15 protein-coding genes and 1 pseudogene are annotated in these 23,260 nt (G+C 51.6%); 8 read left to right on the forward strand and 8 right to left on the reverse strand.

The genetic code is table 11. The features are described from left to right. The first annotated feature begins 80 nt into the window (after positions 1 to 80). A complete protein-coding gene (locus tag R3B84_20625) occupies positions 81 to 2,111 on the forward strand; it encodes a sigma 54-interacting transcriptional regulator (protein MEZ6142977.1) in 2,031 nt (676 codons plus the stop codon). 242 nt (positions 2,112 to 2,353) lie between these two features. On the opposite strand, the gene R3B84_20630 is transcribed toward R3B84_20625, so the two are convergent. Beyond that, complete coding sequence (locus R3B84_20630) at positions 2,354 to 3,079, reverse strand: pyridoxine 5'-phosphate synthase (protein ID MEZ6142978.1); 726 nt, start codon at positions 3,077 to 3,079, stop codon at positions 2,354 to 2,356. 119 nt (positions 3,080 to 3,198) lie between these two features. Beyond that, positions 3,199 to 3,882 (reverse strand): hypothetical protein, encoded by a 684-nt coding sequence (locus R3B84_20635; protein MEZ6142979.1) that lies wholly within the window; start codon positions 3,880 to 3,882, stop codon positions 3,199 to 3,201. 284 nt (positions 3,883 to 4,166) lie between these two features. Here R3B84_20635 and R3B84_20640 point away from each other — a divergent pair, with 284 nt between their 5' ends. The 4 genes from R3B84_20640 (at position 4,167) to R3B84_20655 (ending at position 9,659) form a co-directional block, all read left to right on the forward strand. Beyond that, positions 4,167 to 5,162 (forward strand): C-terminal binding protein, encoded by a 996-nt coding sequence (locus tag R3B84_20640; protein MEZ6142980.1) that lies wholly within the window; start codon positions 4,167 to 4,169, stop codon positions 5,160 to 5,162. Between the two features lie 145 nt (positions 5,163 to 5,307). Next, positions 5,308 to 6,048: a response regulator transcription factor gene (locus tag R3B84_20645; GenBank protein MEZ6142981.1), complete on the forward strand. Its 741-nt coding sequence runs from the start codon at positions 5,308 to 5,310 to the stop codon at positions 6,046 to 6,048. Continuing rightward, the gene (locus R3B84_20650; protein MEZ6142982.1) at positions 6,048 to 7,901 is read left to right on the forward strand and encodes a HAMP domain-containing sensor histidine kinase; all 1,854 of its coding nucleotides are present in this window, start codon (positions 6,048 to 6,050) and stop codon (positions 7,899 to 7,901) included. Before R3B84_20645 ends, R3B84_20650 begins: the two co-directional genes overlap by 1 nt. 375 nt (positions 7,902 to 8,276) lie before the next feature. Further along, complete coding sequence (locus tag R3B84_20655) at positions 8,277 to 9,659, forward strand: DUF1501 domain-containing protein (protein ID MEZ6142983.1); 1,383 nt, start codon at positions 8,277 to 8,279, stop codon at positions 9,657 to 9,659. A 221-nt stretch (positions 9,660 to 9,880) separates the two neighbouring features. On the opposite strand, the gene R3B84_20660 is transcribed toward R3B84_20655, so the two are convergent. From R3B84_20660 to R3B84_20680, 5 genes and pseudogenes are all read right to left on the reverse strand, one after another. Beyond that, entirely contained in the window at positions 9,881 to 11,083 is a 1,203-nt protein-coding gene (locus R3B84_20660) for a hypothetical protein (GenBank protein ID MEZ6142984.1), read from the reverse strand. A gap of 291 nt (positions 11,084 to 11,374) precedes the next feature. After that, positions 11,375 to 13,572: pseudogene (locus tag R3B84_20665) on the reverse strand (adenosylcobalamin-dependent ribonucleoside-diphosphate reductase). Between the two features lie 374 nt (positions 13,573 to 13,946). Continuing rightward, positions 13,947 to 15,275, reverse strand: a complete 1,329-nt coding sequence (locus tag R3B84_20670; protein MEZ6142985.1) for a Trx7/PDZ domain-containing (seleno)protein — start codon at positions 15,273 to 15,275, stop codon at positions 13,947 to 13,949. Between the two features lie 140 nt (positions 15,276 to 15,415). Beyond that, on the reverse strand, positions 15,416 to 16,804 hold the full coding sequence (locus tag R3B84_20675) for a sulfatase-like hydrolase/transferase (GenBank protein ID MEZ6142986.1): 1,389 nt from the start codon (positions 16,802 to 16,804) through the stop codon (positions 15,416 to 15,418). 56 nt (positions 16,805 to 16,860) lie between these two features. Beyond that, on the reverse strand, positions 16,861 to 18,147 hold the full coding sequence (locus R3B84_20680) for a Gfo/Idh/MocA family oxidoreductase (GenBank protein MEZ6142987.1): 1,287 nt from the start codon (positions 18,145 to 18,147) through the stop codon (positions 16,861 to 16,863). 197 nt (positions 18,148 to 18,344) lie between these two features. Here R3B84_20680 and R3B84_20685 point away from each other — a divergent pair, with 197 nt between their 5' ends. The 3 genes from R3B84_20685 (at position 18,345) to R3B84_20695 (ending at position 21,912) form a co-directional block, all read left to right on the forward strand. Next, on the forward strand, positions 18,345 to 19,700 hold the full coding sequence (locus tag R3B84_20685) for a Gfo/Idh/MocA family oxidoreductase (GenBank protein ID MEZ6142988.1): 1,356 nt from the start codon (positions 18,345 to 18,347) through the stop codon (positions 19,698 to 19,700). A 430-nt stretch (positions 19,701 to 20,130) separates the two neighbouring features. Continuing rightward, positions 20,131 to 21,069, forward strand: a complete 939-nt coding sequence (locus R3B84_20690; protein ID MEZ6142989.1) for a transposase — start codon at positions 20,131 to 20,133, stop codon at positions 21,067 to 21,069. A gap of 201 nt (positions 21,070 to 21,270) precedes the next feature. Next, positions 21,271 to 21,912, forward strand: coding sequence for an HNH endonuclease (locus R3B84_20695; GenBank protein ID MEZ6142990.1), 642 nt, complete (start codon positions 21,271 to 21,273; stop codon positions 21,910 to 21,912). Between the two features lie 19 nt (positions 21,913 to 21,931). On the opposite strand, the gene R3B84_20700 is transcribed toward R3B84_20695, so the two are convergent. Continuing rightward, positions 21,932 to 23,137 carry a molybdopterin molybdotransferase MoeA gene (locus tag R3B84_20700; GenBank protein MEZ6142991.1) on the reverse strand — a complete coding sequence of 402 codons (1,206 nt, stop codon included), beginning with the start codon at positions 23,135 to 23,137 and terminating at the stop codon, positions 21,932 to 21,934. Between the last annotated feature and the right edge of the window lie 123 nt (positions 23,138 to 23,260).

Genomic DNA, 23,260 nt, shown 5'->3' on the forward strand with positions numbered 1-23,260 from the left:
ACATCCGGGTGGGAAACCAGCAATCGGTTTCGGTTAACTATGCCAATTTCAGAATTCTGGTTAACATAAATGAAACGTGCATGGCCGCACGTGGCACATTAGTTGTTCACAGAAAGGTGAATTCAGGTGCTGGTAGATTCGATCGATTAGCAGTGAAGACTGGCGGGGTGCTCATGGCCAGCGAAACCACGGCGTATCTTGTGGCTCGCATTAACAAGACCGAGTATGGCGAAGTATACCCTCTGCGACGTGGGGTGGTGTATGGTGTTGGCCGTTCGGTAAAGAATCGGATTATTCTGCCCGACGACCAGTGCAGCCGCGACCATGCCGAGTTAAGTTACTACGAAGGCAACTGGTACGTACGAGACCTGGGCAGCACCAACGGCACGCGGGTGAACAATCAACTGATCCAAAACGATCATCTCCTGCAGGCCAAAGATCGAGTTCAGTTTGGTATTGTGGAATACCTGTTTGTGGTTGATCCAGCAGATCTGCCACCTGCGGGTATCAGCATGTCGACGAAACAGTTGGAGGAAAAGTTAGAGGTTACTGGTCAGGCAAAGAAATCAAAGTTTGCCGATCCGGAAGCAGATGAAGAGATTACCCAGGCATTTCGGGATGAACATGCCAAACATGCACCAGTGGCGTTGTATCGCCTGGCACTGCAACTGGGTGCCAGCAAAACAATTGAACAACTGAGCGAATCGGTATTGAATGTGTTGCTGGACAACATTGATGCTGTGCAGCAGGCCGCAATACTGGAAGTAAAACCCCCACGCGAAACGCGGTTGATCAAGCATCTTTCGCGCGACAGCAAAACCACCGGGTATTACAAAACTTCCCAGTTGTTCAGTTCGGAAACGATTGATCGACAGGAAGCGATTCTGGCAAACAATATTCTGGAAAACCCCGGCTACCGCAATCGCGACAGCATCACTGATATGCGGATTGGCAGTGGCATCTGTGCACCGGTGACTGTGGAAGACACCATCGTTGGGTTGATCCACGTTTACAACAGTAAGGCGGATGCCTTCAGCGAGTACGATTTTCAGATGACCGTGGGTGTTGCGGAAGTGATGGCTGCCGTATGGGGGCAGTTGAAACAGCAGGAATTGCTGCGTGCCACGAACACTGCACTGAAAGCTGCATTAAAAGTAGAAAGTGAACTGGTGGGCGGCAGCCACAGTCTCCAGGTGGTGGAAGAACAGATTCGCCGAGTTGCCACGACCCACGCCACGGTGCTGGTGCGTGGTGAAAGCGGCAGCGGCAAGGAACTGGTGGCACGGGCAATCCACTATAGCAGCCCACGTAAAGATGGGCCGTATGTTACTTTGAACTGTGCGGCCATTACCGAATCGTTGCTGGAAAGCGAACTCTTCGGGCACGAAAAAGGCGCCTTTACGGGTGCCACAGACAAAATGCTGGGTAAGTTTGAAACAGCCCACATGGGAACGATTTTTCTGGATGAAATTGGCGAGATGCCACTATCCATCCAGGCAAAGTTTTTGCGGGTACTGGAAGGCCACCCTTTTGAACGCGTGGGTGGTAACACACCCATCAAAGTCAATGTTCGCGTGGTTGCAGCAACGAATCGTTCGCTGGAGCAGGAAGTTCGCAGTGGGAATTTTCGCAAAGACCTGTTCTATCGCCTGCAGGTGGTTGAAATCCGTGTCCCACCGTTACGAGAAAGGCTGGAAGATATTCCCCTGCTGGCAAACCACTTTCTGAAACGGTTTGTGCGGGAAACAGGTCGACGAATCAATGGCTTTACCCAGGATGCGATTGATAAGCTGATGAACTATAACTGGCCGGGTAATATTCGCGAACTACGTAATGTGATTGAGCGTGCCGTGGCGTTGAATGATAAACCAATGCTCGATTCCAGTGATATCTGGCTGACTACCCTGGAACCCACCAGTTCCGGTGGAGTGCCGATGATTTTTGCTCCGATCTCTCTGAAAGATATGGAACGCCGCCACATCCGGGAAATGCTTCGCTTTACCGAATGGAACAAATCGAAAGCAGCCGAACTGCTTGGAATTGAACGCTCCACGCTGGATCGAAAAATTGCTTCCTTCAACATTGTGAAGGAAGAATCACGCGGGGAATAATCTCCACTGGATGATCATCGTTGGTCAATTCTGCCCATAAAGTAGGCATCGCCAACATGAAGCAACCACTTCCCTTCCTGCAGCACTGCAACCCCACTGTGGTAATGCGTGTTACCAAACAGCAGAATCTTGTATTGCCATCCTGGCGACGTGGTGTCCTGGCGGTCAAATTAACAGATTTGGATTGCGGAAAATTACTTTTCAATGATCCGTTGAACGAACACAAGTTCGTTGGCAAGGCACTAAATCTTATGGGGGTAATGTTCCATCATGGCGGCTTTCATATCTTTGACAGCCTGTACCATGCCCACCAGAGAAGCGCGGGCAATCAGGCTGTGCCCGATATTCAATTCTTCCACATATGGGATTCGAACAATTTTCTGAACGTTTAAGTAATTCAGGCCGTGCCCCATGTGGACATGCAGGCCCAGTTCGTGGGCCAGCACCGCAGCAGCGTGTAGTTTTTCCCATTCGGCTTGTGGGGTGGTAGCATCGGCATATTGGCCTGTGTGAAATTCAACGGCAATCGCACCAACTTCTTTGCTGGCAAGTACTTGTGCTGGATCTGGATTGATAAATAGTGCCACTGGGATGCCTGCGTCCATTAATTGTTTAGTTCCAGCCAAAACCGCTGCACGCTGCCCAATGACATCAAGCCCACCTTCCGTGGTCAGTTCCTGGCGTTTTTCCGGTACCAGCGTCACCTGGTCGGGGCGGTGCTGCACGGCAATACCCAGCATTTCATCGGTGCAGCCCATTTCCAGGTTCAATCCAGTGGGAATGACCTGACGCATCACCAGCAAATCGCGATCCTGAATGTGGCGTCGATCTTCGCGTAAATGAATCGTAATACCATTCGCCCCACCCAGCATGGCCAGCGATGCCGCCACCACCGGATCAGGTTCTGCCGCACGTCTGGCCTGACGAATTGTGGCAATATGGTCGACATTCACGCCCAGTCGGATCATTGAATACTCCAGAAACGAAGCACAAAACATCGGCTCACAAGAAACCAACCGTGGCTACAAATCATTGCAGCACCCAGTTCAGTGTACTGGAATCGATTGCCAAACAAGTGCCAACAGACTCATTCAGTACTTTCCAAAGTGGATGGGGGCTCATCATTGCTGACATGGACCACCCCACTACGGTTCGGGTTGGTGGCCAGGGCATGGTTAAACAGGCGGACATGTTCCCGATATCGGACAAGTTCTCTACTGATTACTTTGTAGAAAATAATCCCCAGCAGGATCAGACAAATCCGTTCGAAGAAGTCCTGCAAAAAGCCCAGTAGCGGGAATTGCAGAAACATGTTCCACAGTAAATAGTTGAGCACCATCCCACCAATTAACAGGGGAACCATCAATTGGGTGGCACGCCGCATCCGATACCGTGGGTCGAGGTACATCCGCACAGTGGTGCCTAATTCGCGAAAGAAGTCGAACAACAACCATGGTCGGCGATCGTTGGCGGTGTGAGTTGCGGCAGCAGCGACCAGTTCCGCAACGCTGGATATCGGTGCGTGGGCCCGTTGTTCCATTTCGGTTTCACGCCGTTCGCGGATATCCGAAACAACAATTTCCGCAAACTGTGTCAACGTATCGTGGATTTTCCCCACTTCCTGCTCGAGGTGGGATACCCGCAGGTCAATCGCAACCAATGCTTCATTTTCACGATCTTCCGATGCCCCACTTTCGGCATGGTCTTCGTGGGTATTTAAAATCGGATTGTCAGACGAGGCGATAACATCTTTGGGAAATGGCGTTGTCATGGGGTCACTCCTGTTCCATCGATGTTTCCATGGTCAACGAGGTGGAATCTGTCGCTGACCTACCCTCTGTTGTATTATTCGCAGAAATTCTGTGTTCATTGAAAAAAATTTGCAAGAATGGTGCGATGAGGCAGAAATAATGAGTTTTTGCTCATCATTGTGATGGTAGAGGTCGCAACAGTGGGTAACCTGAAGTGAATCAGCTCGAAATTTTCACCTGATTTGGTAAAATTCCATCATACTGGACTGATTCCCTCCAACAATTTTTCAAGCCGAGCAGCACCATGGCCACACCATTTCGCGTTGTGATTACAGACTTTATTAAAGACGATCTGGCACCTGAAAAGGAAATTCTGGGCGATCTTGCCACTGTCGAAGCTTTTGATGCGACCAGTGAAGATCAACTGGCTGGGAAAATTGAATCCGCCAACGGGATCATGCTTTATCACAGTTTGTCGCTGACGGCACGCACGGTGCAGCACCTGAACGAGTGCAAACTGATCGTTCGCTGTGGGGTGGGGTACGACAATGTCGACCATGCACTGGCACGAATTCACAATATTCCAGTTTCCAACGTCCCCGATTATGGCACCGAAGAAGTGGCAGATAGTGCCATCGCCCTGATGCTCGCCCTGACTCGTGGTGTCAACTATTTTAATGTGGCTAATCGTGATCCTGCCATCAGTTGGAGTTACCTGAACGCTGCCCCACTGCACCGCCTGCGTGGGCAAACATTTGGAATGCTTGGCTTAGGTCGGATCGGCACAGCCACCGCACTGCGGGCAAAAGCATTTGGTCTGAAGGTCGTTTTTTACGATCCCTACACCCAATCGGGCATCGACAAAGCGTTGGGAATCACCCGTGTTCACACATTAGCGGAATTATTGCCACAGAGTAATATTTTGAGCATTCACGCACCGCTGACACCAGAAACCCACCACATGGTGGGTGCGGCAGAACTGGCAGCGATGCCCAAAGGTTCTTATCTGGTGAACACCGCACGTGGGGCAGTGGTTGACAATCAGGCGGTACTCGCTGCCATTACTTCTGGTCATCTGGCAGGTGCGGGACTGGATGTGCTTCCCGTGGAACCACCTGCCAATGACGACCCACTGCTGGTGGCATGGCGCGATCCCAACCACCCCGCTTACCGGCGAATTATCATTAATCCGCACGCCGCCTTTTATTCGGTACAAGGTTTAATGGACATGCGCACCAAGGGTGCATTTGCCATCCGCTGTGCACTATTGGGACAACCGATCCCTAACGTAGTGAACTAATTTTCCAGCAAAATTCAGATTTGGCATGAAATTCATGACCCTTTCGTACTTTCTGAAGAAAACTCATTAAAATTCTGAACAAATCTGCACATTTTTTGAATCTTTTTCATTTTCTTTTCATTCTCATGAGTTAGGATCAAAACTAATGAGTTTACGAGGACAACCCGTGCGTGTACTACTAGTCGAAGATAATCGCCACCTGCTGCGTGCGTTGCAACAGGGTTTAGAAGAAGAAGGATTTGCTGTTGATGTGTCTTCCGATGGCACTGATGCAGACCAGAAAGCACGTGCTAATGCCTACGATGTCGTGGTGTTAGATGTGATGCTGCCTGGCAAAGACGGGCTGACCCTGTTGAAAGGCTGGCGGAGCGTGGGGGTCACTTCACCGGTGATTATGCTCACCGCACGTGGCACACTGAACGATAAAGTGGTTGGTCTGGATGCTGGTGCAGATGATTACGTGACCAAACCATTCGAACTGGAAGAATTACTGGCACGAATCCGGGCCCTGATCCGCCGTGGCCACCACGTCAAGGATCCGGTGGTAAAAATCTATGATCTGGTGCTGGATACTTCCGCACGTACTGCCGTTCGAGCAGGAAAATCGATCCACCTGACACCCAAAGAATACGCACTCCTGGAATTTCTGGCATTCCACCGTGGCAAAGTGGTCAGCCGCACAATGATCTGGGATCATTTGTGGGATGAGCACGATGAAAACACCTCCAACGTGGTCGATGTATACCTCCGCTATCTGCGGAACAAAATCGATCGTACCTTTACCCCGCCTCTGATTCTGACTCGGTGGGGTGAAGGCTATATGTTGCGAGACGAAGAGATGGTTCCAGCTGCGGATCTCGTCGCGGAGTCTGCGGAGCCAGAATAATGCGTTCTATTCGACGCACCATTTTGCTGAACTTTTTACTTCTCTTCAGCGTGACACTGGTTGTTGCCAGTTGGTTTGTATACCGCACCTCTGCTGATGCCATCGAAGACAAGAGAAAGTCCACGCGTAGTCTGATCGATCTGCGATATCAATCGAAGCTCGATGAGGCACTGCTACTTTACGCACAGGAATTATCGACCGAAGCTCAATCACAATACCGTGCGGAAGATCTGCAGCGGATGTTTGTAAATTCGGAAGTGAATGCAATCCTTGCCGCGTCTGCACCCGGACCGATTTTCCCACTGGTGACACACTTAAGCATGGCACTGCCAAATCCGGTGGCCTTTTTTACGCAGGTGCGTCTCACCACCACAATTACTCTGAATGAAGACGAACTGCCGTTTGACCACGATCATGCCAAATACGAATATGTCCAGATTACCAGCGATTGGGGAGCACGATGGCAATCGCAGACACTCAACAACCAGGCATTACCACTACAAATCAAATCGCAGTCAGGCCCATCGACATTGTTTCAATCGAGCTATGAAAATGTGGAACTGTATGATGGCAGCAGTGCCCGTCTGGTGACCATTAAAGTCCCTGTGACGCGATTCAGCCGGATCGGCACCTATTTTTCGGGTCGTGGTTTTCGCCGGGTTGACTATCGCCCTACTGCTGCACTGTATGGTTCTTTGACATCGATTCGCCCTGCACCCAGTAGTCCCGGTCCGATTGTGGGGCCCCCACCAACACCCCCACCTGATACTCGGTGGTTTTCCGGTTTCAGCCTGCCATCTATGTATGTTCAGGTGGCCTGGAAAACGGATGAACGTGGTGCCCACCCCAAATTTGTCACACTTCTGAAACAAAAAGCAGAAGAACTGGCCGCTCAGGAGCGGGACAATGACCGCATTCTCAGTGACTTAAAGAATCGCCTGGGGATTACCGCAGCAGTGGCAGGAATGGTGATTCTGCTTGTGGGCTGGATTATTGTCGGCCGTAGTCTGTCACCCTTAAATCGGCTGTCCGATGCGGTGAGCAAAATTTCAACCAAAGACTTTTTTGTTCCCCTGGAGGCGCGGGAACTGCCATCGGAAATTCGGCCTGTCACCCAGCGGCTGGCGTTAGCGTTATCTGAACTGCAAATGGCTTTTGAACGGGAGAAGCGTGCTGCAGCGGATATCTCGCACGAGTTACGCACGCCGATTGCGGCACTGACTACCACCCTGGAAGTGGCGTTGCGAAAAGAACGCACCACGGAACAGTATCAGGGGACGCTTGCGGAATGCCTCGATATCTCCCGCCAGATGAATAGTCTGGTGGAACGATTACTGATGCTGGCCTGGCTGGATGCGGGTGCGGACCTGCTGCGAGCCAAAGAATTTGACCTGACCGCACTGGCCAAAGATTGTGCCACCATTGGCCGACCGCTCTCTTCTGTGCGAAACATCGATTTTCAACTGGATTGTCCGCAGGAACTGTTGATTACCACCGATCGCGATAAACTGCGTGAGGTGCTGATGAATCTGGTGCACAATGCCATTGAATATACTCACCCAGGTGGGATGGTGCGATTGAAAGTGGTCCCACCAGAAAATGACCGATTACAAATCCTTGTGGAAGACACCGGAATCGGCATGACGCAGGAAGTACAGAGCAAAATCTTCGAGCGGTTCTTTCGGGCTGATGCCTCCCGCCACGAAACAGGGGTGCACGCGGGTCTGGGTCTGGCAGTGGTCAAAGAATACGTCGAATTCATGGGTGGCACAGTGACCGTGGATAGCGCCCCAGGCCGTGGCTCAACCTTCACAGTCGATTTGCCGTATCCAGGCTACACACAAATGAGCTGAAAAATTCAGATCAGAAATGCCACTTAACCACATTTGCGATCGATCTATCAGCATTTCATCTTGAAAACGCATCGTTTTTGAAAAATTTTGCAAAATCTACCAATTTGGGCACTCGAACGTGTGCGATTAATTGTACATGCGTATATTAATATAGTCTCGCCATGTGAAACTGCGTTCATTTTCTGCTTGCTTCCAGTAAAGCCAGTGGCAATGTCTATTCCATAAGCTCTTTTCAAATAAGAGCTTACGCGAATCGAAACTTTCTTCATTAAAATAGCCAAATAACGATCAGGAGAATGTTAGAATGTCTTGTCAGCCATCATGCTGAAAAAGTTCTTGAGATCTCCATTTGAATGTGGTAAGGTTCTCTCATAAATGAAATCCCACCTGGTAGAGAACCTTTCCATGACCACGCCAATGTTCCATCGTCGTGCGGCTTTGAAAATCGGTGCTGTGGGAGCTTTCACATTGCCACATCTGCTGGCAGCACAGGCTAAGGCAGGAACCAGCCACCAGGGAAAAGCCAAATCAATCATCCTGTTGTTCAATTCTGGTGGGATACCCCACCATGAAACGTGGGATCCCAAACCGGATGCTCCCGTGGAAGTGCGTGGCGATTTTGGTGTGATTTCGACCAAAACCCCCGGCCTGCAGGTGGGGGAGTTGATGCCAAAGACCGCACAACTGACCGATAAGATTGCTGTGATTCGCACGATGGTGACGCTGGATAATGCCCACTCGACCAGTGGCTACCAGATGCTGACCGGCATTCCCCACGTGCCCTTGAATCGCGAAAACATGACGCAGGCCCGCCCCAACAACCAGCCTTCATTCAACGCCTTGGTCCGTGCTGTCTGTCCACCTCAACATGGCTTGCCATCGTCAATGGTGCTGCCACGTCGACTGGCGAATTTCGATGGTTTATACCCCTGGCCGGGAACAGGCACTGGAATTCTTGGCAAATCGGCTGATCCGTGGATGCTGGAATGCGATCCTGCCGCAGCCGATTTCACCGCACCTGGGTGTGAAATGAAAGCGGGCCTCGATTCGCAACGTGTGCAGCACCGTCAGGAATTGTTGCAGCAGCTTTCAGAACCCACCCCCACCAGTGGAAGTTCACAATTTCGCCGATACCAGCAACAGGCATTTGATATGTTGACTGGCAATCGGGCGCGGGAGGCGTTTGACCTGCACCTGGAAAGCCCATCGATGCGGGATCGTTATGGCCGCAGCAAGCACGGCCAATCGGTACTTCTGGCCCGTCGGCTGGTGGAAGCCGGGGTGCGGTTAGTGCAGGTCAACTGGGCGTCGCAAGACAAAAAACTGCCTAACGGTGGGGGCTGGGATACCCACCTGGACCACAGTAAGAGCCTGAAAGGCTGGCTGATGCCAAGCATGGATCAGACCTATTCTGCATTGATAACCGACCTGGACCAGCGAGGTTTGCTGGATGAAACACTGGTCTGCTGGGTGGCAGAATTTGGCCATACGCCAAAGTTCAATGCGAAAAAGGGCCGCGACCACTGGGGCAGAGTGTTTTCCATCGCACTGGCGGGTGGGGGAATTCGCGGCGGTGTCGTTTATGGCAAAACAGACAAACAGGCGGGAGAACCACTGGGCGATGTCGTGCGTCCGTGTGATTACCTTGCGACCCTGTTCCATTGCCTGGGTTTTGATCCGGAAATGATGATCTACGATGTGGAAAACCGCCCCATCCCACTGATGCGTGGCAAAGTGCTGCATTCTATTCTGGCATAAGAATTTGCAAAGTAAACTTTAATCAGTTTGAAACTCGGTAAAAAATCGTGCAGTAACTGCCTTCATCGCCCGCAGCGTAAGCAAGGGTTCAGGCAGAAAGAACTCTTGCTTACGCGCTGCGGGCTATAAAGGCAAACTCAATGAACTGAAACTGAGTTTAGTCTCCGGCCATCACGGAGCGGGCTATGATTAGTCAGCACTTCGTGCCTGAGCAAAGGCCTCTAACTGCACCCACTGGTTTCGCCGCAGGTATCGCATCGCATGCAGGCACCGGAGCGTACCAGCGTCAGTTGTTGGCATTTGCTGCACGGATCGCCTTCATAGCCTTTCAGGCGGGCTTGCTTGACCCGTTCCGCCAGTAGTTTTGCCACATCATTCGATTGTGCGGCGGGCTTGGTTGCGGTGGCACTGTAGCCCCCACCGTTGCTGGATGGTTTCGACGCACTGCCATTTGTACCGTTGCCGCGTCCATGCTCAACTACTTTTCCCGAGCCACCACCTTTATTACCATGATCCTGATTGCCGTTGCCACCTGGTTTCACATGCTCTGATTGTGGCACCACCATCCGACGTGGGGAGGCATTTTCGACAATTCGCTCCGAAATCACCTCTTCATCGTCAAAATCGGGTTCGGGCTGATGAATCGAATCCCCACGCAGCGATTCTGGCTCCACGTGGGCCAGGTCGTAGCGGCCAAGGTAGGTCACGGCCAGTTCACGGAACACATAATCGATGATCGAAGTGGCCATCTTGATGTGGGGATTACCACCCACCACGCCGTTTGGTTCAAAACGGGTGAAGGTAAAGGCATCCACAAACTCTTCCAGTGGCACGCCGTGCTGCAAACCGAGCGAAATCGCAATCGCAAAGCAGTTGGTCATACTGCGGAAGGCCGCACCTTCCTTGTGCATATCAATGAAGATTTCACCCAGCGTCCCATCGGCATATTCACCGGTCCGCAGGTAAACTTTGTGGTTACCAATGCGGGCTTTCTGGGTGTAACCAGCACGCCGATCCGGCAACCGCCGCCGCTTGGCAATGTAGCGGTGCACAATCCGTTCTGCAATCTTGTTAGCAGAATCGCTGGTCGTGATCACGTCACCATCGTGCAGATCTTCATCCAGTGTGTCAGAGACCGTATTCAGTGGCTGGCTTAGCTTGGAACCATCGCGGTAGAGGGCGTTGGCCTTTAACATCAGCGACCAGCTAAGCTGGTAAGCGTTCTTCACATCGTCGATGCTGGCTTCGTAAGGAATGTTGATGGTTTTGGAAATTGCCCCACTGATAAAGGGCTGTGCGGCAGCCATCATGCGGATGTGGGCTTCGGCCAGCAGGTAACGCTGGCCTTTTTTACCGCACTTGTTGGCACAATCGAAGATCGAATAGTGCTCCGGCTTCAGGTGGGGGGCACCTTCAACCGTCATCGTCCCACAGACATATTCGCTGGCTTCGGCAATCTGGGACCGACTGAAGCCCAGATACGCCAACAGATCGAAATCGGGTGCCTCAAACTGGGCACGTGGGATCTGTAACTGTTTTTCCAGCAGGTCATCAGTCAGTGTGTAGCGATTAAAGACAAACGACAATTCAAAGGTGCCTGGCAGTGCGTCTTCAATCTTCTTCAGCACTTCATCCGTAAATCCTTTCTGTTTCAGCACTTGCGTATTAATATGTGGGCAGCCAGTGAGGGTGGCGGCACCACGGCAATAGCGAACAATTTCTTCCACCTGCGTGGGCGTGTAGCCCAACCGTGTCAGTGCGGGTGGCACCGACTGGTTGATGATCTTGAAATATCCCCCACCTGCCAGCTTTTTGAACTTCACCAGTGCAAAGTCCGGCTCGATACCGGTGGTATCGCAATCCATTACCAGCCCGATGGTGCCCGTAGGGGCAATGACTGTTACCTGAGCATTGCGGAAGCCATGTTTTTCGCCCAGTTCTAACATGCGGTCGGCCTGTTCCTTCGCGGCCTGCAACATGTAACTTGGGCAGTAACGCGGGTCGATTCCCACCGGTGTCACGGTCAGGTGTTCATATTCCGTGGGTGCCACGTTGTAAACAGCCCGACGGTGGTTGCGGATCACGCGAAGCATTGGCTCGCGGTTTGCTTCGTAACGGGCAAATGTTCCCAGTTCCGAAGCAATTTCTGCTGAAGTGGCGTAAGAAGCACAGTGCATCATCGCTGTCAGAGCGCCCGCCTGTGCCCGCCCTTCGTGGGAATCGTAGCCAATTCCCTGCACCATCAACAACGCACCCAGATTGGCATAACCGAGACCCAGCGTGCGGTAATCGAACGACTTCTGGGCCACTGGTACGCTGGGGAATTGTGCCATGTAAACGCTGATTTCCAGAATCAACGTCCACAAGCGCGTGGCATGGATGTACGGATCAATCTGGAATTTGCCGCTTTCGGTGTCGTAAAACGTCTGCAGGTTCAGCGAAGCCAGATTACAGGCGGTATCATCCAGGAACATGTATTCGCTGCACGGATTGCTGGCGTTAATCCGGTCATCGTTGGGGCAGGTGTGCCATTCATTAATGGTGGTATCGTACTGCACCCCGGGATCGGCACAACTCCAGGCGGCAAAACCAATTTCATCCCACAGTTCGGTGGCTTTCATGGTCTTGCATGGTTTCGGCTGGCGGTTTTGCTTCAGGGCGTTTTCTTTTTCCGTTCGCCAGTAGAGGTGCCAGTCGCCATTGTTGTTGACGGCATTCATAAAGTCGTTGGTAATCCGCACCGAATTGTTCGAATTCTGGCCGGAAACGGTGAAATATGCCTTCGAGTTCCAGTCGGTATCGTATTCTTCAATCTGCAGCGACGTAATGCCCAGATCGGCCAGTTGAATCACGCGGGCAATGTAATTTTCCGGTACCAGTGCTTCGCGTGCGGCAAGCACTGTTTTCCGCAACTCGGGATTGTGCTTGATGCTGCTGCGGCGTTCCGCATCGGTGCTGGTGGTAATCGATTTCAGAATCTGGTTCAGGTGCCGGTTCAGCAGTTTGGAACCCTGCACCAGCGAGGCCACTTTCTGCTCTTCTACCACTTTCCAGTTAATGAAATCTTCAATGTCTGGGTGGTCGAGATCGAGCACCACCATTTTTGCAGCCCGACGGGTGGTACCGCCAGATTTGATGGCACCTGCGGCACGGTCGCCGATTTTCAGAAAACTCATTAAGCCGGAAGATTTGCCTCCCCGGATAGTGGCTCGCCATCACCACGGATGTGGCTGAAGTTCGAACCGGTGCCACTGCCATATTTGAAGATGCGTGCCTCACGCACCCACAGATCCATGATGCCGCCTTCGTTCACCAGGTCATCGGAGACCGATTGAATGAAGCAGGCGTGGGGCTGAGGCCGTTCGTAGGCGTTGGTCGATTTTTGCATCGAACCAGTGGTGGGGTCCACATAATAATGCCCCTGTGCTGGTCCTTCGATGCCGTACGCCCAGTGCAGGCCACTGTTGAACCACTGGGGGCTGTTGGGTGCGGCCATTTGTTTGGCCAGCATGTAACAGACTTCATCGTAAAACGCTTTGGCATCGCTTTCTGCGGTGAAGTAGCCACCTTTCCAACCCCAATAGGTCCAGCACCCGGCCAGTCGACTGAATACCTGACGTGAATCACCTTCGGAAACCAGTGTGGCACCGGGTGCGGCCTGCGACCGTTGCAGCCAGGTGGGCACCCCTTCTTCATGAATTTTTTCTAATTGATCCGGCACGCCCGCTTTGCGGAAGTATTTCTGTGCCAGAATATCCACTGCCACCTGCGACCAGCCTTTGGGCACCATCACCTCGCGCATCTCGAATACCACGGTACCGTTGGGGTTCACAATCCGTGAGTCCCGAGGCGTGAAGGGAATATTCGCAAATGTTTCTTGTCCTTCCTGGGTAAAAACACGAGAGATTTTCATCGGTGCAGGTTATCCTATTCTTGTTATATAACAATTTATACATTCAAAAGAATGTTTTATTAATATTCAGTAGCCGTAACTTCGGTGCTACCTGCTATTGTGAAGGGTTGGTGTGGGTATCGCACTGCTTTTTCAGTTTTTCGATCCGTTCTGGGAAACGGAAGTTCGTTACAAACAGCACGACAAGCAAAGTTTTCGGCTTTGCTATCTGGAAAAATCCCACCTGCATCATGCGCCAGGTTCAGTGAACAATTCTATATGAAAGTCAAGCAATCTGGGCAATTTTCTGGGTCAAAAATCGTTAAGTGGCTAATTTTCAATCGCTTGCGACGAATTCATTTTTCAAATTCAAACCGGAAGTCGATTATCCACGTTTATTGCTGCATCGGCAGTTCCAGCGTCATGGAACGCTGGTTGCGGAGAATGTTCACTTTTACCTTCTCGCCCGCTTTCTTCACTGTGGCACCGTAGAAGAAGATATCCTGCTCTCGGAGTAGATCATTCTGGCCATCGAATGCCACAATAATGTCACCCACCTGGAAGCCAGCCCGCTTGGCTGCTGCGTGCTCGTTGTATTGTCCCATGGCGCGTACCCGCAGTGCCATGTTGGTTGCGGGAATTTTCAGGCGTTGTCGCACATCATCTGGTGTGGCTTCAAGCGACAGGCCGCCGGTGGTCATTCGTTTCAGGCCCCATGATGAAACACGCCAGGAAATATCACCCTGTCGACGCCAGCCACTGGGAAGCGTTGATTCCAGCGTCACCGGTTTGTTCCCACGTTTCACTACGGCAGTCAGTTTGCCACCGCTGGCGGGAATGTGGTGCAGTACCCACTGAATATCTGCCAGTGAAAGCAACGGTTGCCCATTTAAGGTTAAGATTTCGTCGCCTGCCTGAAATCCAGTGATCAAGCCCTTGCCGGGAGCATCTTCCACCGCTTTGATCGTGGCTTTTTCCTTGGGATCCATGACCAGCCCGAACATCTTCGGGTGGGGATAAGGAAACAGCAGTTCTTCCGGAATCGCCTGTTTTCGAACCCGGTAAGTATCTCGCACCGCTTCACCAATCTGGTGGCAGTGGATGCAACTGCGAGCCACCTGATTGTTGTAATTAATGGTGGCTTCGTATTTTCCTTTCAGATTCGGAAACTGCACGGGTGTGGGATACATTGGTTTGGGGCCTGTTTTTGCCAGCAGGCTGGGCCGCACCGTTGCAAAATTCTGGTGCAGATTCAGTGCACCATTCATTGCTTTTTTCAAGCCATCAATGGAAACATCCCCCACCCAGTTGGTGCGGTGCGAACGGGTGCCAAATCGGCCGTAAATTGTTTTGTCGGCGTTGAGAAAGAACACCGCAAACGATTGGTCGGTATCGTATTGAAACACATTCAGATCCAGGCTGTTCGTGGAAATAATCCGCACGCACACAAACTTTTTCAAGAGTGCCTGCAATTCCGCATCCTGTTCCAGAAGTTCATCGTCCAGTTTGACGCACTCTTCGCAGGGGATACAGCGCAGCACCACCATAATTGGTTTGCCGCTTTCTTTCGCCTGTTCGATCGCTTTCGGAAAATCACTGTACAGCCACAGATCGTTCTGGGCAAATTTAGCCCGATCGTTCTTGACCTTTTCATCCCGGGTCTGTGCAGAAAGGGTACTCGTAGCCAGAAAACCGGCTGCGAATAATAACAGATACCGAATCATCTTCGACTTCCTTTAGAAAATATATCCAACCAACAATAAGTGTTAAAATAACCACTTATTAAGTGAACATAATTCAATTATAACGTAAGAAAAATGAAAAAGCAATGAAAAATAATTCCGCAATCAAATCTTGTTACAAATTACTTTTCAACAGCGGGTAGGTTTTTTCGCCATTTCATCAACAGATCACTCAGCCGGATTGTCAATTTGGGCTGCTCTTTCGCCAGATTGTGTTGTTCTCCACGGTCTTTGTCCAGGTCATAGAGTTCCGCCCCACTGCCATCGGCATTGATCAGCAGTTTCCATTTGCCTTCTCTAACTGCCAGATTTGGACTGCGGTGCTTCGGATCTTTGGGATAGGCGAACGAAGTACTGTTTCTTCCGTATTCCCAGAAAAGCGGCTTTTCCCGAACTGGACGGTGTCCCAATAGTGCGGCACTGTTATCCTCACCATCAGACTGATAGTCTCTGGGACGTTTTGCCTGGCAAATCGTAGCCAGGGTAGGCACAAAATCCAACGTTGAAAAGATGGTTGATTCATCTGTGGAACCAACCTGAACAACACCTGGCCACCAGGCAATGAATGGAACTCGAACGCCCCCTTCATAGAGACTTAGTTTTTGCCCTCGTAACCCACCGGACCGTTCTCTTTCAAAAGGTGGGGAGGCACCATTGTCGCCCACCAGCAGAACCAGGGTATTCGTTTTACGAAGGCCATCCAGTAATCGTTTGATCTGGTGATCCATTGCCACCATCACCGCTTTATATCTTGTTTTTTGCGGGGAATCGCCTTCTGCTCTGACAGCATTTATCTGCTGTTCTGATGGCGAAAACGGGGTGTGCGTGTCATCCAGCCATAGATTCACAAAGCAGGGCTGATCCTTGTGCCTGTTGATGAAAGCCAGCGTTTGATCGATCATCCATTCTGTTCGAGCATGGCGCGGAACCTGTTGTGGCTCTAATTGATCCTGCGGACCCCATGGAACTGTTTTCAAACCGAGAGGTGCGGCAGGTTCGGGGCTTTCATAGGTACCCAACCCCAGATCGTAGCCATATTCGCGAAATTTTGGTGCATTCGTGACATCGCGGCCACCACCCAGGTGCCATTTGCCTATATGCGCTGTGGCATAACCAGCTTCTTTCAATATCCGTGGCAGGCTGGGTGCTTTAGGATCGAGAAAATCGGCCATTTCGCAGGCTTTGTTCCCCGCTTTGGTTTGCAGATAACTGGTGATGTTCCAACGTGCTGGAAAGTGGCCAGTGATCAGGCCACACCGAGAAGGGGAGCAGATGGGCGAGGCAACATATCCCTGGGTGAAGCGAATCCCTTCTTTCGCCATCTGGTCAATGTGTGGCGTTTTGATCAATTGGTTACCATAACACGATGGGTCGCCCCAGCCAAAGTCGTCGATAAACAGAATCACCACGTTGGGACGTGCCACATTGAGTGGGGATTTTTCTCCACCATCAGCAATGGAAAATAATGTAAAACCACCAACAATCAGTGCAAACATACCCCTGAAACGCATCAGTGCCTCTGGATCAAAAATTATTTATATAAATATACAAATATACATGCTATTAATTATGCTTCGATTTCCCAGCCTATGCGGTATTCTTTTGTCAGCAGTGCATTTGCTTCCGGGTGGTTGGTTTGCAGCTTGTCTGCATCCCAGCGAAGTGCTTTTCCGGTGCGGTAAGCTACCACGCCCAGCAGGACGGTTTCCGTGAGGGTGCCGGAGTAATCGAAGTTGCAGGTGGTTGCTGCACCTGTTTTGCAGGCATCAACCCATTCCTTGTGGTGCCCCACCGATTTGGGAATGCTGCCATCACCATCAATTCCCTGAAAGTCCTTCTCAGGGAATAACTTACGGCGACCGTAATCGGCCAGCAGCATCCCTTTTTCCCCCACGAACAACGTGCCACCTGCCTGTGGGGGTAATTTCTTTTCTGCAAAGTAACGTGGTTGTTTCCCACCATCGTACCAGGTGAGCGTGATAGGACCGTGGGCTTTCGTTTCTGAAAACTTCCAGGTAACGGTTGTCCAGTCGGCACAGGTTTCCGGCGTAACTTCCGAACCAACGGCAGAAACTTCTGCTGGGTGCCGCAGACCCAACGCCCAGAACGGTAAATCCATGTGGTGGCAGGCCATGTCCGAAAGTGCCCCACTACCAAATGCCCAGTAATGTCGCCAGCGAAAGGGCACATATGCTGATGAGTAGGGGCGATCGGCCACTGGCCCCAGCCACAAATCCCAATCCAGATCGGCAGGCACCTTCTCTGCGGGTGGGCGTTGGCCATTACCACTGTATTTGGTGGGCACCCAACAGTGGGCTTCGGTTACCTTTCCAATTGCCCCACTGCGAACCAGTTCCACAACCCGACGGTAATTGTCGCCCGCGTGGATCTGCGTGCCCATCTGCGTGACCAGTTTCTTCTTTTTCGCCAGATTGATCAGCGTGCGTGCTTCCCACACAGTATGTGTGAGAGGTTTCTCACAATAAACATGCAAGCCACCTTGCATCGCGTGGTATGCCACATGAAAGTGGGTGTGATCTGCCGTGGAACAGACAACCGCATCCAGACCACCGGCATCCAGCATTTTGCGGAAGTCCTTGTAGAACTTGGCTTTAGGGTAAGTTTTCCGGCCTTCTGCCGTGCGGGACTCGTGCACATCGCACAGGGCGGTAATTTCCGCACCTGCGGCAGCAACGCCACTGAGATTGTTGGAACCGCGACCCGCAAAGCCAACCACTCCCACCCGCAGGCGTTCGGAAGGTGCTGCCTTTAATTCACTTTGAAACAGGATGGGGGTACTGGCTAACGCACCCACGCCACTGAGGAGAAAAGTACGACGATTAGGAAAGTTCACGTCTGTTTTCCTGCATGAAAAGTTGTTTTTCCCACGTTACCCGATTTACAGGTGCGATGCAAACAGGAATTGCCCACGTGGATGGCTGTGAGCATTTTTCAGCCCCGTTCAAAAAATGTGCAAATCATGAAAGTGTGTTGCATCCCGCACAGAAGTTGATTATCCTGAAAGCATCTAACCTCTCGAGGAGTAAGAACTTGGAATCCAAAGAATTACCTACGCGTCGCGATGCGGTGGTTACTGCAGGTGCCGCAGCTGGCGTTGCTGCACTGTCTTATGGTCACTTTGTCCACGCGGGCGAAAGCAACAAGGTGAAGGTTGCTCTTGTTGGTGCTGGTGGACGTGGAACGGGTGCCGCCGATCAGGCACTGTCCACCACTTCCGGACCGATTGAACTTTCTGCCGTGGCTGACGTTTTTCAGGCCCGCCTGGACAACAGCTTAAAGCAATTGACCCGCCGCCACGATGAAAAGGTCAAAGTGTTCGATAACAAGTTCATCGGCTTCGATGCTTACAAAAACGCAATGGATACCTTGCGTCCGGGTGATGTGGTAATTTTAACCACCCCACCGGCGTTTCGCTGGGTGCACTTCAAGTATGCCATTGAAAAAGGCCTGAACGTGTTCATGGAGAAGCCAGTCACCGTTGATGGCCCCAGCACCCGCAAAATGCTGGAACTGGGCGAACTGTCGGTGAAAAAAGGGCTGAAAGTGGGCGTGGGCCTGATGTGCCGCCACTGCGTGGTGCGTGAAGAACTTCACAAACGCATTCAGGATGGTGCCATTGGCGATATCCAACTGCTGCGGGCCTACCGCATGAGTGGCCCGGTGGCTTCCTGCTTTTCCAAGAAAAAGCCAGAGGGAATCAGCGAAACCCTCTACCAGATTCAGCGTTTTCACTCGTTCCTGTGGGCCAGCGGTGGCTCATTCAGCGACTTCCTGATCCACAATATCGATGAAAGCTGCTGGATGAAAAACGCCTGGCCAGTCAAGGCACATGGCATCGGTGGTCGCCATTACCGTGGGGATTACATCGACCAGAACTTCGATAGTTACGAAGTAGAATACACCTTTGCCGATGGCACCAAGTTTTATCTGGGTGGTCGGAACATTTCCGGCTGCCACGATGAATTTGCCAGCTACGCACACGGCACCAAAGGTTCGGCAATTATTTCGGCGTTGTCCCACACGCCCGCACGCAGCAAAATGTTCAAAACCCAGAAGTTTGATCCCAAAGATCAAATCTGGTCCGGTCCGGAGCGCGAACCAAACCCCTACCAGACAGAATGGGATCGTCTCATCAAGGCGATTCGGGAAGACAAGCCCCACAACGAAGTGAAGCGGGGTGCGGAAGCCAGCCTGGTAACTGCCATGGGTCGGATGGCTTGCCACACCGGCCAGACCATCTCCTGGGATGATGCATTGAACAGCAAGCAGGAACTGGGTGCCAACCTGGATCAGTTGACCTTTGAATCACCCGCACCTGTGCTGGCTGATAAAGATGGCAAATATCCCGTCCCAATGCCCGGCCAGAAAGGCAAGATGGAATACTAATCTCGGACTGGCTTGCATCACTTTTACCCAGCATCAGGTGCCATCCGATGCGGTTTTCTCAGTAGCTCTGCTGTAGATTTAGTTGCCCAATGGTCCATTTCACTATCATACGGCAGTTGTAAACAAGTTGATTGTTATCACTAAGCGTAATGGTCAGATTGATATTCGCAAATGCCGAAAAAAAGCCACATGGGCGAGATGCCAATGTTACAGAGGAAGCAAGGTGTGTGATGCCGAACATCCCCCCTGTGAAAAATAAAAGTGACCAGAATCGTAGCACGGGCGTCCCGCCCGTGGAAAAGCCACATGGGCGAGAAGCCCATGCTACAGAGGAAGCAAGATTGCATGAGTGTGATGCCGAACGTCCCGCCTGTGCAATATAAAAATGACCAGAATCGTAGCACGGACGTCCCGCCAGTGGAAAAGCCACATGGGCGAGACGCCCATGCTACAGAAGAAGCAAGGTTGCATGATTGTGATACCGAACGTCCCCCCTGTGGAAAATAAAAGTGACCATAACCATAGCACGTGCGTCCCGCCCGTGGAAAAGCCACATGGGCGAGACGCCCATGCTACGGATAAAGGTAGGTTTCATCTTCGGTGGGGTGCGAAACTGCCGCACTGGCGGCAAGAGGGTGCGATTTATGCAGTGACATTTCGACTGGCTGACTCGGTTCCCAAACAAGTTCTGAAAGGTTGGCAGCAGGAACGCGAGAAACTTATCCAGGCAGCGATTAAGAAAGAGGGCCAGTTTTCCCCTGCAGAATCTGATCGCTTGGAGGTGCTTTTCTCAGACAAAGTAGAACAATACTTGAATAATCGCAACGGTGCATGCTGGATGATACGCGATGATGTCGCTGAATTGGTTCAGAACGCTTTGCTGTACTTTGACGGGACACGCTATGACCTCTTCGCTTGGTGCGTTATGCCGAATCACGTTCATGTTGTCGTGCGACCAAGTCCAACACATTCTTTGGAATCGATCTTACATTCCTGGAAATCGTTTACATCAAAAAAGATCGGTGAATTGGTGGACAAGACCGGACCGCTGTGGCAGTCCGAGTATTATGATCATCTGATTAGAGATGAGGAGGATCTGATCCATGCAATCGAGTATGTTCTGAACAACCCTACGGTAGCTGGTTTGAATAATTGGCGCTGGGTAAGTTGCACGTGCTTCCCGCCCTTAGAAAATACAAGTGAGGTTAACCAGAACCGTAGCACGGGCGTCCCGCCCGTGGAAAAGGCACATGGGCGAGACGCCCAAGCTACAGAAGAAACAAGGTCGCATGAGTGTGATGCCGAACGTCCCCCTGTGGAAAATAAAAGTGACCAAAATCGTAGCACGGGCGTCCCGCCCGTGGAATAGCCACAGCGGCGGATGACGCTGCCACGTGTTTGGTGAAACATTTCCCCCATTCTTTAATTTCTGTGAAGGTTTCTACTTCCTGCGAATTGGTGCTTGCGGAAACTCGGTGGGGTCGCTTACAATAAAATAGGTCGAACCCTCACCTTATCGTTTGCGTCGTTGTCAATAGATGCCGGATCGTCCGGCAAGAGGACCGATGCCATGACTACCGATGGCCAGTATCATTGCCCGCTTGAATCGAGTGTGCTTGTCCTGAACAAAATGTTCATGGCGGTGCATATTGTCAGCGTTAAGCGGGCCTTTTGTCTGTTATTCAAGGACTTAGCCGAAGTGGTGACCGTGGAAGACGGTCAGTATCTCAGCTACAACTTTTCCAGTTGGTGCGAGGTAAGTAACTATCGGGCGAAAAATTACCGTCAGGACGAAGACGATTGGGTGCGGACCGCCAAAAGCGAAATCCAGGCCCCACGCGTCATTCGGTTGCTGGGTTACGACCGATTGCCAAAACAGACGGTGAAGTTTAACCGGCGGAACATTTTCGCTCGAGACAACAACCTCTGCCAGTACTGTGGGAAGAAGTTTCCGCTGTCGGAGCTGAGTCTTGACCACGTGATCCCACGCAGCCAGGGTGGGAAGACCACGTGGGAAAATATTGTCTGTGCGTGCGTTGATTGCAATATTGCCAAGGGGGGTCGTACTCCTCGACAGGCGAATATGCACCTCATTCGCAAGCCGGAAAAGCCACGACGCAGCCCAATGATTGTGATGAAGCTGACCCAGAAGAAGTATCGCTCGTGGCAGGCGTTCCTGGATGCCGCCTACTGGGATGTGGAATTGACATAGGTTCCTGATTCACAATAACTTACAACTCTTGCAGCAGTAGCACCGCCTGGTGCTCGCCCAACTGCTTTTCTGTCTTTCCAGCGGGTAGTTCCAGCAATGCATTTGCCTGCGACAGTGCCTGCAAATCAGCCGACCCAAACCATTCTAACGGTTGAATGACCATTTTTTCATTAATAATTGATATCACCCCGGGTGCATACGTGGGGCGATTGTGATCGACAGCCAGATTTCCGGCTAAAGGCAATTCCACTCGCGGTAACTCCGGATTGGTAAGCCCACGGAATCTTGCAATTGCGGTGCGGACAAACAGCTCGAAACAGACAAACGAACTGACCGGATTTCCGGGCAGTCCAAAGATCATTTTTTCACCCAACGTTCCAAAGAGCAGTGGGCGGCCAGGCTTCATGATAATTTTATGAAAATATGCTGTAACTCCCTGTTCCTGAAGGACTTCTGGAGTGTAATCGTACGCACCGACCGACATGCCACCGGTGATCAACAGAATATCAGATTGTTCCAGCGCGTTCGCAATGGCGTGCGACAATGCCGTGCGATCATCCCCCACGTGGGGGAACATTCTGGGCACACCGCCCGCACGGTGAATTTGCCCGAAGAGCATACTGCCATTGGAGTTACGGATTTTTCCGGGTGGTGGAAATTCACTAGGAGAAACTACTTCACTGCCTGTCGTTAGAATCCCCACGGTGGGAGATTCGTACACCAGGAAATCGGCTTTGCCCACGGTGGCCAGAATTCCCAGCTCCTGTGGGAGAAGTTTTGTCCCACGTGCCAGGACTGTTTGCCCCACACGCATCTCCGCACCCTGCGGAAGGACGTGCTGTCCCACAGGGACAGACCGCTGAATGGTTACTAAGTTGCTAACCATAGTAGTGTATTCGATGGGAATAACAGCATCGGCCCCACTGGGCATCGCGGCACCCGTCATGATGCGTGCTGCCTGGCCCTGCTGAATTGTTTTTTCAGACACTTTGCCTGCAGGAATCTCTTCCACCACATGCAGTTGGGCGTTGGCAGAGGTGCAATCGGCACTTCGCAGCGCAAAACCATCCATCAGTGCCTTGGTCATCGGTGGGGAATCAATATCGCTGATTACAGGTTCGGCCAGCACGCACCCCACGCACGGATCGGCCAGCGTGCGACGAACTTCCCGCCCCACATGGGCATGGGTAAGAATTGTTTCAACGGCTTGATCCACAGTCAACATGGCAATTTCCGAAAGTGTGCGGCTTATCTACAAAGTGTAGCGGAATTTGCAAATGCCCGCAATTTGGTCAGTCCACGTAGGACAGCATTTCGTCACTTGCCAAACGCTTCATTCACCCAAGTG

The organism is Zavarzinella sp., from assembly GCA_041399155.1.
Classification (GTDB): domain Bacteria; phylum Planctomycetota; class Planctomycetia; order Gemmatales; family Gemmataceae; genus JAWKTI01.

Excerpts from the sequence above, each read along its gene's own strand:
- R3B84_20625 (MEZ6142977.1), top strand. The coding sequence starts at position 81 with ATGGCCGCACGTGGCACATTAGTTGTTCACAGAAAGGTGAATTCAGGT.
- R3B84_20630 (MEZ6142978.1), bottom strand. The coding sequence starts at position 3,079 with ATGATCCGACTGGGCGTGAATGTCGACCATATTGCCACAATTCGTCAG.
- R3B84_20635 (MEZ6142979.1), bottom strand. The coding sequence starts at position 3,882 with ATGACAACGCCATTTCCCAAAGATGTTATCGCCTCGTCTGACAATCCG.
- R3B84_20640 (MEZ6142980.1), top strand. The coding sequence starts at position 4,167 with ATGGCCACACCATTTCGCGTTGTGATTACAGACTTTATTAAAGACGAT.
- R3B84_20645 (MEZ6142981.1), top strand. The coding sequence starts at position 5,308 with ATGAGTTTACGAGGACAACCCGTGCGTGTACTACTAGTCGAAGATAAT.
- R3B84_20650 (MEZ6142982.1), top strand. The coding sequence starts at position 6,048 with ATGCGTTCTATTCGACGCACCATTTTGCTGAACTTTTTACTTCTCTTC.
- R3B84_20655 (MEZ6142983.1), top strand. The coding sequence starts at position 8,277 with ATGAAATCCCACCTGGTAGAGAACCTTTCCATGACCACGCCAATGTTC.
- R3B84_20660 (MEZ6142984.1), bottom strand. The coding sequence starts at position 11,083 with ATGACGGTTGAAGGTGCCCCCCACCTGAAGCCGGAGCACTATTCGATC.
- R3B84_20670 (MEZ6142985.1), bottom strand. The coding sequence starts at position 15,275 with ATGATTCGGTATCTGTTATTATTCGCAGCCGGTTTTCTGGCTACGAGT.
- R3B84_20675 (MEZ6142986.1), bottom strand. The coding sequence starts at position 16,804 with ATGCGTTTCAGGGGTATGTTTGCACTGATTGTTGGTGGTTTTACATTA.
- R3B84_20690 (MEZ6142989.1), top strand. The coding sequence starts at position 20,131 with ATGGGCGAGACGCCCATGCTACAGAAGAAGCAAGGTTGCATGATTGTG.
- R3B84_20695 (MEZ6142990.1), top strand. The coding sequence starts at position 21,271 with ATGACTACCGATGGCCAGTATCATTGCCCGCTTGAATCGAGTGTGCTT.
- R3B84_20700 (MEZ6142991.1), bottom strand. The coding sequence starts at position 23,137 with ATGTTGACTGTGGATCAAGCCGTTGAAACAATTCTTACCCATGCCCAT.